Annotated in this window: 14 protein-coding genes; 5 read left to right on the top strand and 9 right to left on the bottom strand. The window is 70.7% G+C overall.

Annotation, left to right across the window (positions count from 1 at the left end; translation table 11 throughout):
* Positions 1–72 precede the first annotated feature (72 nt).
* Positions 73–1,446, bottom strand: a complete 1,374-nt coding sequence (locus ACFC1R_RS13300) for an FAD-dependent oxidoreductase (RefSeq protein WP_375937448.1) — start codon at positions 1,444–1,446, stop codon at positions 73–75.
* 280 nt (positions 1,447–1,726) lie between these two features.
* Between ACFC1R_RS13300 and ACFC1R_RS13305 the strand changes: the two genes are divergently transcribed.
* Entirely contained in the window at positions 1,727–3,016 is a 1,290-nt protein-coding gene (locus ACFC1R_RS13305; protein WP_375937451.1) for an MFS transporter, read from the top strand.
* Here ACFC1R_RS13305 and ACFC1R_RS13310 read toward each other — a convergent pair.
* On the bottom strand, positions 2,946–3,395 hold the full coding sequence (locus ACFC1R_RS13310; RefSeq protein WP_375937527.1) for a Tn3 family transposase: 450 nt from the start codon (positions 3,393–3,395) through the stop codon (positions 2,946–2,948). The genes ACFC1R_RS13305 and ACFC1R_RS13310 overlap by 71 nt on opposite strands.
* A 244-nt stretch (positions 3,396–3,639) precedes the next feature.
* Between ACFC1R_RS13310 and ACFC1R_RS13315 the strand changes: the two genes are divergently transcribed.
* Positions 3,640–4,218: a hypothetical protein gene (locus tag ACFC1R_RS13315; protein WP_375937453.1), complete on the top strand. Its 579-nt coding sequence runs from the start codon at positions 3,640–3,642 to the stop codon at positions 4,216–4,218.
* A 111-nt stretch (positions 4,219–4,329) separates the two neighbouring features.
* On the opposite strand, the gene ACFC1R_RS13320 is transcribed toward ACFC1R_RS13315, so the two are convergent.
* Positions 4,330–5,244, bottom strand: coding sequence for an oxidoreductase (locus ACFC1R_RS13320; RefSeq protein WP_375937456.1), 915 nt, complete (start codon positions 5,242–5,244; stop codon positions 4,330–4,332).
* A 308-nt stretch (positions 5,245–5,552) separates the two neighbouring features.
* On the opposite strand from ACFC1R_RS13320, the gene ACFC1R_RS13325 reads away from it, so the two are divergent.
* Positions 5,553–5,963: a hypothetical protein gene (locus ACFC1R_RS13325; protein ID WP_375937459.1), complete on the top strand. Its 411-nt coding sequence runs from the start codon at positions 5,553–5,555 to the stop codon at positions 5,961–5,963.
* A gap of 26 nt (positions 5,964–5,989) precedes the next feature.
* On the opposite strand, the gene ACFC1R_RS13330 is transcribed toward ACFC1R_RS13325, so the two are convergent.
* Positions 5,990–6,250 carry a hypothetical protein gene (locus tag ACFC1R_RS13330; protein WP_375937462.1) on the bottom strand — a complete coding sequence of 87 codons (261 nt, stop codon included), beginning with the start codon at positions 6,248–6,250 and terminating at the stop codon, positions 5,990–5,992.
* 300 nt (positions 6,251–6,550) lie between these two features.
* Between ACFC1R_RS13330 and ACFC1R_RS13335 the strand changes: the two genes are divergently transcribed.
* Positions 6,551–7,117 (top strand): hypothetical protein, encoded by a 567-nt coding sequence (locus tag ACFC1R_RS13335; RefSeq protein ID WP_375937465.1) that lies wholly within the window; start codon positions 6,551–6,553, stop codon positions 7,115–7,117.
* 59 nt (positions 7,118–7,176) lie between these two features.
* Here the strand turns inward: ACFC1R_RS13335 and ACFC1R_RS13340 are convergent, their stop codons facing one another.
* The 3 genes from ACFC1R_RS13340 to ACFC1R_RS13350 form a co-directional block, all read right to left on the bottom strand.
* On the bottom strand, positions 7,177–8,304 hold the full coding sequence (locus ACFC1R_RS13340) for a hypothetical protein (RefSeq protein ID WP_375937468.1): 1,128 nt from the start codon (positions 8,302–8,304) through the stop codon (positions 7,177–7,179).
* A 55-nt stretch (positions 8,305–8,359) separates the two neighbouring features.
* A complete protein-coding gene (locus ACFC1R_RS13345) occupies positions 8,360–8,710 on the bottom strand; it encodes a WXG100 family type VII secretion target (protein ID WP_375937471.1) in 351 nt (116 codons plus the stop codon).
* Positions 8,711–9,265: 555 nt separating this feature from the next.
* Positions 9,266–9,397, bottom strand: coding sequence for a hypothetical protein (locus ACFC1R_RS13350; RefSeq protein WP_375937474.1), 132 nt, complete (start codon positions 9,395–9,397; stop codon positions 9,266–9,268).
* Positions 9,398–10,389: 992 nt separating this feature from the next.
* On the opposite strand from ACFC1R_RS13350, the gene ACFC1R_RS13355 reads away from it, so the two are divergent.
* Entirely contained in the window at positions 10,390–11,061 is a 672-nt protein-coding gene (locus ACFC1R_RS13355) for a Crp/Fnr family transcriptional regulator (protein WP_375937477.1), read from the top strand.
* Positions 11,062–11,104: 43 nt separating this feature from the next.
* Here ACFC1R_RS13355 and ACFC1R_RS13360 read toward each other — a convergent pair whose 3' ends face one another.
* Together ACFC1R_RS13360 and ACFC1R_RS13365 are read right to left on the bottom strand one after the other, a co-directional pair.
* A complete protein-coding gene (locus ACFC1R_RS13360) occupies positions 11,105–11,305 on the bottom strand; it encodes a ferredoxin (protein WP_375937480.1) in 201 nt (66 codons plus the stop codon).
* Positions 11,299–12,609, bottom strand: coding sequence for a cytochrome P450 (locus ACFC1R_RS13365; protein ID WP_375937483.1), 1,311 nt, complete (start codon positions 12,607–12,609; stop codon positions 11,299–11,301). The genes ACFC1R_RS13360 and ACFC1R_RS13365 overlap by 7 nt, the downstream gene beginning before the upstream one ends.
* Between the last annotated feature and the right edge of the window lie 119 nt (positions 12,610–12,728).

Raw genomic sequence — 12,728 nt, forward strand, 5'->3', positions numbered from 1 at the left:
GGTTTCGGAGGGTGCGTCAAGCACTCGGGTGGTGGCTGCGTCGGCCTTCGGTACCAGGTGCCGGGCAAGCGCTCAGCCCGGGATGAGCGCGTCCCACTGGTCTCGGGTCGGGCCGTCGGGCTTCGGCGAGAAGTCCGGGTGGGCGGCCAGCCAAGCGGTGACGTGTCGGTCCACCTCATCGGTGCCGTAGGCCTCGTCGGCCGGTCGCAGGAGATGGCGCACCTGGGCTCGGGCCCGCATGACGACGGGATCGTCGAAGGCGCAGACGGCCAGGGCAGCAGCCCGCCGATCCGGGGGCAGTGAACTCGCGCTGAGGCGTTGCTCGTTGCCGCGGTCGGCCGTCACCTGCGCGTCGAACCACGGGCGGAGGACCTGTGCCGTCCAGGCGTGGTAGCCGATGGGGTCGGCGGCGACCTGGTCGACATGGGCGGCGAGGTACTGGGCGGCACGCAGGCCGAGGGCCACGCCGTGGCCCAGGGTGGGGTTGGTGTGGACGAGGCTGTCCCCCGCGTTGACCAGGCCCGTGACGACAGGTCCGTCCTCATCGACGAGGGAGGTCCAGCGGTTGTCCAGGCCGGCCATCGCCAGGACGGCTGACTGCGGTTCGGGGGCCAGGTCGAGCCAGGCGGCGGTCGCGGGGAAGCGGCGGGCGGCGGCCTCGAACACGGCGGGGTCGGTGAGCGCGCCGCGGGTCGGATCACCGGTGGAGAGCATCAGGCTCACCGCGAAGGTGTCGTTGTCGGAAGGGAAGACGCCGGCGAGCGCGAACGGTGCGACCGAACCGGTCTTCACCCGCCCGGGGTCACGCGGGCCGTCGGCACGCAGGCGGTACCAGCGGCACAGGTAGGCGATCCCGGTGCGGTGGCTGTCGACCACGGGCGGGCGGCAGCCGGCCGCGATCAGCCAGGCGGGAACCGGCGAGCGACGACCGGACGCATCGACGACGAGGTCCGCCCGGTGCACCTCCGCGCCCACCTGCACGCCGGTGACCCGGACCGGGCCGCCCTCCCCGAAGGTGAGGGCACGCACCCGGCAGCCTCGTCGCACCTCGACGGTGGGTTCCCGCCGCACGGCCGCGGTCAGGGCGGCCTCCAGCACGATGCGGCGGGTGCGCAGGGTCACCAAGTCCTCATCGCCGGCCCGATGCGGCGGATGCTCACCGAACCAGTCGAAGTCGTGGTACTCCCGGGCTCCGCGTGCCAGCAGGTCCGCGTAGACATCAGGGGTCTCGGTGCGCAGCACCGTGCGCACGGGTGCGAGGAACGAGTGGGGCTGGACGGCCTGCGGGACTCGGGGCCTGTCCCAGTGGAAGAAGTCCCGGTTCAGGTCCGCTCCGGCCTGCCGCGTGTCCTGCTCGAACAACGTGACCGTGTGGCCCCGCCGGCCAAGCATGATCGCCGTACCCAGCCCGCTGATACCCCCGCCTACCACCGCAACCCGCGCCACCGAGCTCCCCTTCGCGTCGTGTTGCGGAATGATCTTACTGCCCGGCGATCTCCGGTCGAGAACCGGCCTCGTCCGTCGCGGCGCGGGCGGGGCACGGCCACGACCGGGGCCAGGGCGAGCCGCTCGTCCGTGTCCGGGCGGAAAGCTCCCTCGACGTACCCCCAGCGGGTGTGGACGGTGCACGACGGTAGCGACGCAGAGGTTCACCCCGCTCCCGGCAACCCGCCGCCGTCGACGAAAATCCTTTGCCCCTGCATCACCTGACCGATAGACAGTTCGGATGTCGACCCCCCTGGCCCCGCTTCGCCTCGCCCCCTTCCGGCGGCTCATCCTGGGCCGCGCCGCGAACATGCTGGGCAACGGGGTCGCGCCGATCGCGCTCGCCTTCGCGGTGCTGCGGACCACCGGCTCGCCGACGCAGCTCGGTCTGGTGGTCGCCGTGCGCTCGCTCTTCAATGTGGCGTTCGTGCTCTTCGGGGGCGTCCTCGCCGACCGGATACCGCGCCGCCTGGTGCTCGTCGGGTCGAGCGCACTCAGCGCGGCCAGCCAGGGAGCGCTGGCGGCGCTCGTGCTCACCCATCACGCGACGATCCCCTGGATGCTGGTGCTCTCCGCGTGCAACGGCACCTTCGCCGCCTTCGCCATGCCCGCGTCCTCCGCGCTGCTGCCGCAGACCGTGCCGGACGAACTGCGCCTCCAGGCCAACGCGCTCAACAGGATGGCCGCGAACGGCGCGATGATCGGTGGGGCCGCGCTCGGCGGCGCTGCGGTGGCCACCGCCGGTCCGGGCTGGGGCCTGGCGATCGACGCGACGACCTTCGCCATCTCGGGCCTGCTCTTCGCCGGCGTCCGGGTCGAGCCGACGAAGGCGCTCGCCCAGGAGTCCTCGCCCACGCCCGCAGGCACCGGCATGCTGCACGAACTACGCATCGGCTGGCGGGAGTTCGTCGCCCGGCGCTGGGTGTGGGTGATCGTGGCCGCGTTCTGCTTCCTCAACGCCGCGTACTCGGGTGCCGTCGGGGTGCTGGGCCCGACCATCGCCGACAGGTCCTTCGGCAGTGGTGGTTGGGGGCTGGTGCTGGCCGGCGAGACCGTCGGCATGCTGGTCGGCGGCGTGCTCGGACTGCGGCTGCGGCCGCAGCGGCCGCTGCTGGTCGGGGTGGCGTGCATGGTGGGCAGCGCCCTGTTGCCCTTCGCGCTGGCGGTCGGCATGCCCGTCGCGGTACTGACCGGGGTGAACTTCCTGGCCGGTGTGGGCCTGGAACAGGCCGGTATCGCCTGGGAGACCTCCCTGCAACAGGAGATCCCCGAGGACCGGCTGGCGCGCGTCTACTCCTACGACGCGCTCGGCTCCTTCGTGGCCATCCCGCTCGCGCAGGCGACCGTCGGCCCGCTCAGCGCCGCGATCGGCGTGCACACCACGCTGCTCGGGGCCGCGGTGGTGATCCTCGGCTGCACGGTCGCCATGCTCGCGGTGCGCGACGTCCGTGTGTTGCGGATCAGGACCGCCGCCCCGGCCTCCGCCCCGGCTGCCGCCCCGGCCGCTGCTCCGGCCGCTGCCCCGGCCTGAGGTGTCCCGACGGGACCCCGACTCTGTCGGCGTCAACCCCGCCGGAACCCGCCCGGCGGATCCAGGCCGGGATCCCGAAGCCGGTCTGACCGAGCGTCACGTCCATGAGGGTGCCGCGCCGTCCGAGATGCGCGGCCCCACCGCCGTCCGCCGCATCGGCTGTGAAAATCGCTGTCCGATTGCCGGAACACAGCCCGGCCCCGGCGAACAGGGCGTCGATGTGCTCGCACCGCGCGGCGCGGGAGGGCCGGAAGAACAGCAGGTCCTTCCGGTCGCGGATGCTGGGCACCAGGTCGATGCCGAGCAGGTGCGCGATGGCGAAGACCGGAGTGGCCCTGGTCCTGGCCAGTGTCGACGCCGGACCGGAACGGCAAAGGATCTGTCAACTGTCCAACGAACCGTCATGTCCCTTTTGAGTCAAGGTGGTTACCGTTTTCATTCCGTGACAATCTCCCGCTTCCGAACCCAGTAGGGTCCTTGTCCACTGTCAGGTTCTTCTTTCCAGGGCATCGGGAGATGTCACGTGAGCATTTCGATAGGACTGGTGTGAATTGAGCAGCCGATTCCGTCAATTGTGGACTCGCAGGACGATGTCGGTCCTCCGGAGCAGGATCGCCGGCGCGGTGGGGGCAGTCGCGCTCGTCTCGGCCGTCATCCTCACCGGCACCACCACCGCCACCGCTGCCACCGCCGACGCCACCACAATCGCCGCCACCGGCACGGCCGGCACTGTGGCCGGCCCGTCCCGGCCCGCCGCGGCAGGTGGGTGGACGTGCCCCGGGACGCCCGTACCGTCCGGCTACGTCATCACCATGTTCAACCGCAGCGGCTGCAACGGCGCGGGCTCCTGGCTCCAGGAGCCCGTCCGTGACGGGATCTGGACCTGCTCGGGCTCGCCGATCGTCTCCGGATACGTCATCACCAACCACAACACCAGCGGTTGCAGCGGCGTCGGCGCCTGGTACCACCAGCTCGCCCGTGACGGGATCTGGACCTGCTCGGGCTCGCCGATCGTCTCCGGATACGTCATCACCAACCACAACACCGGCGGCTGCGGCGGCATCGGCGCCTGGTACCACCAGCTGGTGCGCAACGGCATCTGGACCTGCCCCTACTCGCCGATTCCGGCCGGCTACCGGAGCACCACGTACAACGCGACCGGCTGCAGCGGGCTCGGCGCGTGGCTCACCGTGCGCGCCTGACCCCACCGGTCACACCGAGGGCACCGCGGACATCGCGGACGTCGCGGTGCCCTCCGCGCGGCCGTCGGCGGTGATCCTCGCTGCCGCAAGCAGCTCTGACGCTACGTCAGTTCATGCCGCGTCACTCCCACCGAGGAGCTGAAGTCGCGCCAGTTCGTCCGGCGAGAGGCGCAGTTCACCGGCGGCGATGTTCTCGACCAGGTGCTCGGGGTTGCTGGTGCCGGGGATGGCCAACACGTGCGGTCCGCGGTGCAGCGTCCAGGCCAGCCGGACCTGCGCGGGAGTCGCGCCGTGTGCACGTGCGATGGCGAGCACCTCGTCGTGGTGCGTGTCGGCCGCACTCGCCTCGAACCGGTTCCCGGAGATCGCGAAGTACGGCACGAAGGCGATGCCCTGTTCACGGCAGCTGTCCAGCAGGCCGTCGGCGTCCGAAGACCGGCGGTCGAGGCCGTAGCAGTTCTGGACGCAGACCACCGGCGCGATGGCCTGGGCCTCGGCCAGGTGCTCGGGCCTGACGCTGGAGATGCCCAGGTGGCGGATGAGCCCTGCGTCGCGGAGGTCGGCGAGGGCACCGAAGTGGTCGGCGATCGAGTCCACGCCGTTCCGGCGCAGATTGACGACGTCGAGGTGGTCACGCCCGAGCTGCCGCAGGTTCTCCTCGACCTGGCCGCGCAGTTGCTCGGGACGGGCCATGGACTGCCACTCTCCCGACAGGTCGCGTCCCGGTCCGACCTTGGTGACGATGACCAGGTCGTCGGAGTACGGCGCCAGCGCACTGTTGATCAGCTCGTTGGCGGAACGCAGCGGCGAGAAGTAGAACGAGGCGGTGTCGATGTGGTTCACGCCGAGTTCGACCGCGCGGCGCAGGATCGTGATCGCGCGGCTGCGGTCGATCGGGGCGCCGTCGGAGTTCCCCCGCATCCCGTTGCCCGTCAGGCGCATCGTGCCGAAGCCGAGACGGTTGACTTCCAGGTCGCCGAGCTTCCAGGTGCCCGCAGCCGCCGCGGTGACGGTCTCAGAGGTCATGGTCGAGGTGTCCCTTACGGTTCTTGGCGCGCTTGCCGCTGCCGACCTCGGAGTATGGGGTCCCGATCGGCGCGGTGAGAAGGCTCGGACGACGCGCGAAGAGTCACACGGAATACGGGAACGGCCCTGCACCGTGCCGCGTTGGGAGATATGTGAACGCCGCTACCGGGGAGGCGGCAATCCGGGACTTTCCCGGTATTTTCCGCGCCGGGCACGGCCCCTCCCGACAGACGGCAGCCCCCGCCGGGGCAGCCGCATGACCGGACCGGCTGCGACTGACGGCTGCGGCTGCGGCCGATGACAGACTGATGAGCCGGGCTCCAGCAGTCGAGAGGAACACCGTGGGCGGCAGCTACTACATCTGTCCGGACGAGGGCCGCGGCGGGGCGTGGACCTTCGGCCCCGAACAAGTGGCGCACACGGTCCAGGCCCTGTGGCCGCAGCCGCAGCCGGTCGGCCCGCTGCGGTCCGACGGAGTCGTCGACTTCGATCTACGGATCGGTGGACTCCGTTGCAGCATCAGCTACTTCACCGATCGACGGTTCTTCACGTTCCGCGATCAGGAACCGCTGGAACTTCCCTTCCGGGTCGTGCACGGCGTGCTGACCGTACTTGCGCCCGGGGTACCCGCGGTCTGGACGGCCGACTTCGACGGCACGATGTACCCCGTCGACCTGTCCGTCGGGGTCGAGGAGTTCCTGTCAGGCGTCCACGCGTAGCGGCCGAAGCCGGGGTGCACGGGTGATCAGTCGGTGTTCCGTTCCCTGCTCCGGTCGATCAGCGCCAGGAGCACGGCCGGATTCGTGGCGGTCGCGTCCCGGGTGAGGGCCGCGGCGGCGGCTGACACCTCGTCCGACACGACGCTGAGCTCGCCCGCCTCGTCGTTGAGGTACACCCAGTCGCCGTCCCGGACGGCCCGGGTGCAGCGCTCGACCAGGTCGAGCAGCCGGGCGTAGCAGTCGGCGAGGTTGCGGGCGGCGGGGGTGAGCGGGAGTTCCTCGGTCATGGGTCGAGCGTGCGGCACGGAGGGCTCGGGTGCAGCCCGGGACGACCGGACGGGCCGGGGCAGCGGGCCGCCCGCCGGACACCTGCCACCAGGGCGGATTCGACATCGCCGCGGCGCACACGGTGGGACCGCGGCGACGACGGAGACCTACGCGGTCGGCCGGCCGTCGGCGGGAGTCGCCGGTTCTTGGACTGTGGGCGGACACCGCTAGTCTGTCTGACCGCCTGCGTCGCAGCCGAACCTGATCTTTCATCACATGGGGGAAATCCTTTGTCTTCTCGCAAGCCGCTCCGGCCTCGCATGCTTCTCTGGCCCGTGGCCACCGCCGCCACCGTCGTCGCACTGGCCGCGTGCGACCCCACCACCCCGGACGCCGCTCCCGCGGCCCCGGGCTCCGCCGCCGGCACCGCCGTGGCGGCCCCGCCCACGGCCGGCGGTGCCGTTCCCGGCTCCGCGCAGCCGACCGCCAAGGCCGGCGGGGGCGGCGGGGGCGGTACCCCGGCCGCCGCCCCCGCCGGGGGCGACTGCACCAAGCCCCCGCTGGCGGCCGGCCACAAGGTCGTCTACCTGAGCAAGCCCACGACGGCGACGGCGATCTCCGCCAGCGACACCACGTGGCAGTGCGAGCCCGACACCGACTTCGTCGCCGCCGGCGCTCCCAAGACCTACGCCTTCGCCGCCGGCGCCAAGGCGGAGCTGAACCACGAGGGCAGCCGGAAGGCCGTCACCCTCGCACAGCTGGCCACGCACACCGGCAAGTGCCTGAGCCACCAGACCGACCCGGCGGCCCCGTGCGGGGGCCCCGTGTACGACATCGCCCTGGACTCCTCCGGCAGGATCAGCCAGATCACCGAGGTCTGGTTCTGAGCCCACCGGCGTCCGGCACGGCCAGGGCCCTGCGGTGGACCGCAGGGCCCTGCGCCCGGTTACGCCACGCCGTTGCGGCGGTAGGGCTTGTACCGGTTGTCGCCGCCGTAGTACGGGTACGGGATCTCGTGCGAGACACAGCCCTTGCTGCCGCTGTCCTCGATCGCGATGTACTTGGTGTGGGCCGCGTCGGCCCAGCCGGCGAAGATGACGGTGTGGTCGCCCATGATCATCGCGTCGCCCGGCTTGAGGTCGTCCTTGCCGATGTGGTGCGACACCTCGGGCGACATCAGGCCGTAGGTGTCGAGGCCCGGCCCCGGCAGGCCCCAGGCGCAGGAGACCAGACCCGAGCAGTCCACCCGGTAGCCGTTGGTCTCGGCGCCCTGGCTGTAGCCGAGCTTGTGGTCGGCACGCTCCAGGGCGCGCTCCACGATGCCGCGCCGGTCGTCGGAGAGACCGTCGAGGTTGGGCCGGTCGATGACGCCGGCACCCTCACCGTTCTTCGGGTGCAGGTGGGTGTGCTTGTTCTGCGGCCAGTCCTCCCAGTTGCTGGAGCCGTTGATGAGGTGGGTGCTCCAGTCGCCGCGACTGCGGTCCTTCAGGCTGCCGCCGTCGTGCTTTCCGCCGGGGCCGCCCGCGTCACCGGTGCCGCCGCCACCGTCACCACCGCCGGTGTTCCCGCCACCGCCGCCGCCCTCACCGCCGTTGCCGCCGGTGTGACCACCGCCGCCACCACTGCCGCCGGGGTGACCGCCACCGCCGCCAGTACCGCCACCACCACCGGTGCCGTCGATCCCGGTCGGGGACTTCGGCTTCTCCTGGCCGTCGTGCTGCTTCTTCAGGTCTTCCGCGATCTTGCGCTCGGCGGCCTCGTACTCGGCGATCACCTGCTTCAGCTTCTGCGCGTCCTCGCCGAGCTCCTGGGTCAGCCTCTCCTTGGAGTCCTTCAGCAGGTCGGCCTTCTCCTTGATGATCCTCAGGCGGTAGGCGACGTCGTAGGCGACCGCCAGGAAGTTCCCGACGCCGGGAAGCATTCCGGCCTCGATGTCCATCGCGGCCGCCTTCTCGACGGCCCCCTTGATGGCCCCCAGCTGTTGGCTCATCTCGGACATCCGCTGGTTGATCCTCTGGAAGTCACTCTGGATCTTGGCCAGCTCCTGCAGCTGGTATCCGAACTGGTCGCCCATGGGGCGGTTCTCCCTCGTGCGGTGTGAATGCGTGGATGTGGAAGCTGACGTCGAGTCAGAAGGAGTCGGCGAGGGCCTTGATGGCCTTGCCCAGGTCGCCGATCTCGTCGGAGAAGCTGTTCATCTCCTTCACCCGGCCCTGTGCGTGCGAGGTGAAGGCGTCGGCCGACGGCCCGTGCCAGGTCAGGTGGCTCAGCGCGGTGCTGATCTCCTTGCCCAGCGCCTCCACCTCCTTGCTCATCTGCTCGAGCTCGGCGGCGTACTTGTTCAGTTCGGCGTCAGGATCGCCGAACATCTTGGTCAGCACCCAGTGCGTGATCCTGGTCGGAGCCCAGAGGACGTCCTCGGCGACGTGCACCACCGAGCTGCCCAGGTCCTTGACATCGTTCCACACTCCCACAGCCATTCCCCCGTAACTTGTTCTACAGGCTGATAGTCGGTCAAAAGGCTAGCCCACCATGATCAGCGCAGAAGACGTGTCCGCCGGGCCCCGACCGACCGTCAGAACGGCCTCTGCGGGCCTCGACGAGCGGGCCGATCGACCCCGCCGCCGCTCCCGCTCGGCCCGCCGCACCCGCACACCGCAAGGAACCAGCCCCTCCACCCGGTGCCCAACTCGCCCACAGGCCGTCGACCTTGTGCGCCACCTGCCCGGAAGGCCCCCGCCCACCTCCCGCCCGGGCCCGGATCAGCGGCGACGGTCCGGATCGGCCTGCCGCCCGCCCGCGCGGATCAGCCGGTCGACGACCCATGGTTACCGAAATCACGGTCTCCGAGCTCCACGGCCACCGAGTCTTCCAGCAAGCGCTGACAGGGGCCCCTCCCGGCAGCCGTGCCACAGCACCGGCGAACCGATCGAACCCTGCGGCACGCACCGGCGCACGCTGTTCGCCGGCCCTGCTCCTCGGTGTCCGCGTCGGATTTCTGCGGACCCTGCGGAACCGTCCCGTCGATCACGAGGTCAGCCCGTCGACTCCAGCCAGTCCGTGTACCAGGTGCGGACGTCCGGCCCCGGAGTCAGGCCGCCCCAGTCGGGGTCGTCGAACCAGACCTGTCCGGCGCTCTTCCCGGTGACGACGAGTCGGGCGGACATTCCGCATCCGGCTTCTGCGATGACCAGGCTCCCGCTCAGCCCGTAGCCTGCCCCACCCCCTTTGCCGGGGACGGGAATTGCCCCGGTGTACGGAAAGGGCGTGGCCAGGAAGCCGGGTGCCAGGCACGCCTCCCGGAGGTCATCGAGCCGGTGATCACGGGCAGCCTATCCGCCGGTCCGGGCCGTGGCGCCGCACCGCAGCTCGGGGAAGGGCACGGAACCGCCGTTGCGGCGCCCCGGGGATGTTCACGCCCGGTAAACCCTGGCCGACTCCGGCTGCGCCACAACGGCCGGCAGCCCCGGCCGGAGGCAATCAGCCACCGCCCGACGCCCGGGAGCGGGCTGCCGGGTGCGCGACCGAGCCGGCCGCCCGGCCCCTGTGCGCCCGTCCCGTCGGTGCGTCATCGCGCGGCACCGATCGCCGTCCGGCCGTCCTGACGTGCGGTGACGACCCCCTGCTCCACACCTGCTTCAGGTCGTCCCACAGTATGGGATGACCGGGGTCGCAGTGCCGTCGAAACAGGTGCCGCCATGGCCACGACCACTGCGGTCGCCAACGGGGAGTCACGAGCGGGCGAATCGTTTCAGCCATATTCGCGGTAATCAAAGAGATCAATGATCGGTATGTCGATCATACTTTCACTTCGCGATTTCCATTGGTACGCTTTCCGCATTGCGGAGGGGGTGATCATTTTCATGACCCTGACAAGCGGCTCGCTATTGCCCCGCCGATGCGTGCTCAATTCCACGACGCGGTCACCCGCAATGCCACGACAGTGAGATTTCGCGTGCGCGTCCGCAACCGCGGCCGCACCGGCGGCCTTTGGACGAGGGGGTGGTCTCGCGTAGTCCCTGAGGGCGTCGCAGGTTGGCGCAGCACACGTCCCGGGCCTCCCCGACCTGCACCCTCACGCCCCGCCCGACCTGCCTGGACGTGCCCGGACACCCACTGTGAAGCCGTGAAAGACCCGCATGAAGAACCGGGGGGAAACATGAACTCCGAGAACAGCGGCAACTGTTTTGGCATACGACTGCACACCGCCGCGCTCGCCGGCCAGGCGAGTGCCACCAGGCTCACCTTCCCCAAAAGCAGCCACATTTACAACTGCGGCGAGGAAGACAGCCATCTCTATGTGGTCGAGAGCGGCCAGGTGAAGACCGTCACGCATTCCCGCGAGGGCAAGCGGTGCGTTCTCTCGATCTACGGGCAGAACGATGTTTTCGGTGAACTCTGCCTCCTCTCCGGCGCCCGCGCCGAGACTGCGACCGCGATGCGCCGGACCACGCTGATCCGGATCCCCACCATCTGGGTGACGGGCTGCCAGGACCACGGCATCCGCGAGGCGTTCATGACCCACCTCACCGCGCGGCTCTCCGAGCAGCAGCAGACCATCGCCAACCTGGTGACCATGGACAGCGAGAAGCGCCTGGCCGCCCTGCTGCTGACGCTCGGCCGCAAGTTCGGCGAGCGCAGGCCCCCCGAGACGTTGGTGATCAAGGAACGGATCACCCAGGACGAGCTGTCCGGCATGGTCGGGACGACCCGCTCCCGGATCGGCTACTTCCTCAAGCGGTTCACCGACGCGGGCCTGGTGCAGCGGGTCTCGGGAGCCCACCTCTGGGTGGACGAGCGCGGTCTGGCCGAGTACGTCGAGTCGGAGTAGCGCCCGCGCCGGACGGTTCACCGCGGCCGGACGGCCGCGGCCGTCACCTCGTCAGCTCGATCGCCCCGGACGGGCAGAGACCGGCCGCCTCCCGTACGAGGTCGAGGACCCCGGAGTGCGGCCGGTCCTGCAACAGCACCACCCGCCCGTCGGAGGGGTCCTGGTCGAACACCTCCGGCAGCGTGAACGCGCAGTTCCCCGAGCCGCAGCAGCGCTCCGCGTCGACCCGGATGCCGATCACCATTCGACCATCAGCTCCGTGACCCCGTAGAGGCCGAACATGTGGTGCCGGAAGGGGATTTCGGCCACCGGACGGACGGTGCGCAGCTTCGGGAACCGTTCGAACAGCCGGGCCAGCGTCACCTGGAGTTCGACCCGGGCGAGCATTTGCCCCAGGCACTGGTGCGGCCCGAAGCCGAAGGCCACGTGCCCGCGGGCGGAGCGGGTGATGTCGAAGCGGTCCGGGTCGGAGAAGACCTCCGGGTCCCGGTTGGCGGCCATCAGCTGGGCGACCACGCCCTCCCCCGCCCGCACCGTGCGGTCGCCGATCCGGACGTCCTCCAGGGCGACCCGGTTCATCCCGATCTGCATGATGGTCTGATGGCGCAGCAGCTCCTCGACGGTGCCCGCGACGAGCCCGGGATCGCTGCGGAGAGCCGCGAGTTGGCCGGGGTGCTCCATGAGCAGCAGCGCGCCGAGGCCGATCATGCTGGCGGTGGTGTCGTGCCCGGCGGCGAGCAGCAGCCAGGCGAGCACCGGCACCTCGTCCCGGTCCAGCTCCCCGGTGGCCACCTGCTCCTCCAGCAACCTGCTGATCAGGTCGTCTCCGGGCTCGCGCTCCTTGGCGGCGACCAGGCCGGTCAGGTAACCGAGGATCTCCTCCTTGGCACGCACGACCTCGTCCGGAGTGCTGCGCCCGCTGATCATCACCCGGGTGCTGTCCTCGAAGCGGGCCCGGTCCTCGTACGGGACGCCCAGGACGCCGCAGATGGTGGTCGAGGGGACCGGGTAGGCCAGCGCCGTGACCAGGTCGGCGGGCGAGCCCTGCTCGGCCATCCGGTCCAGCAGGCCGTCGACGGTGCGCTCGACCAGCGGGCGCATCTCCTTGGCGCCCTTGGCGGTGAACTCCTTGCCGAGCATGCGGCGGTAGCGGAGGTGGTCGGCGCCGTCCATCCGCAGGAAGGTTCCCTTGAGCACCTGCGGGACGGCCTGGCGGTACATCCGGGGGAAGCCCGGGTGAGCGCTGTCCGCGCTGAACCGGGGGTCGTCGAGCATCGCGCGGACGTCCTGGTACCGGGTCAGCAGCCAGGCGTCCTGCCCGCTCGGCAGGACGACCTCGGCGACCGGCTGCTCGGCCTGCCAGTGGGCGTACTCGGCGGGCGGCGCGAACGGGCAGGTCCGCTCGCGGGGGAAGGTGGGCTCGCGGTCGGCCGTCGGCTCACCCTGGTGCCCCTCCGGACGGCCGCCCGCCTGAACCGCCTGAACCGCCGGAACTGCCGGAACCTCCCGAGCCTCCTGGTGAACCGCCGCCTGGGCCTCGTCTGCCATGGGTCCCGCCTTCCGTCGACGATCTGCGCCGGAGTTGCCGATGCGGCGCACGCTAGCCGGGCCGGGCCGCCGGGTCTGTTCACAACTGAGCACTGGCGCCTGCCTTCCCGCGTGCCCGC

The organism is Kitasatospora sp. NPDC056138 (genome assembly GCF_042264695.1).
GTDB lineage: Bacteria > Actinomycetota > Actinomycetes > Streptomycetales > Streptomycetaceae > Kitasatospora.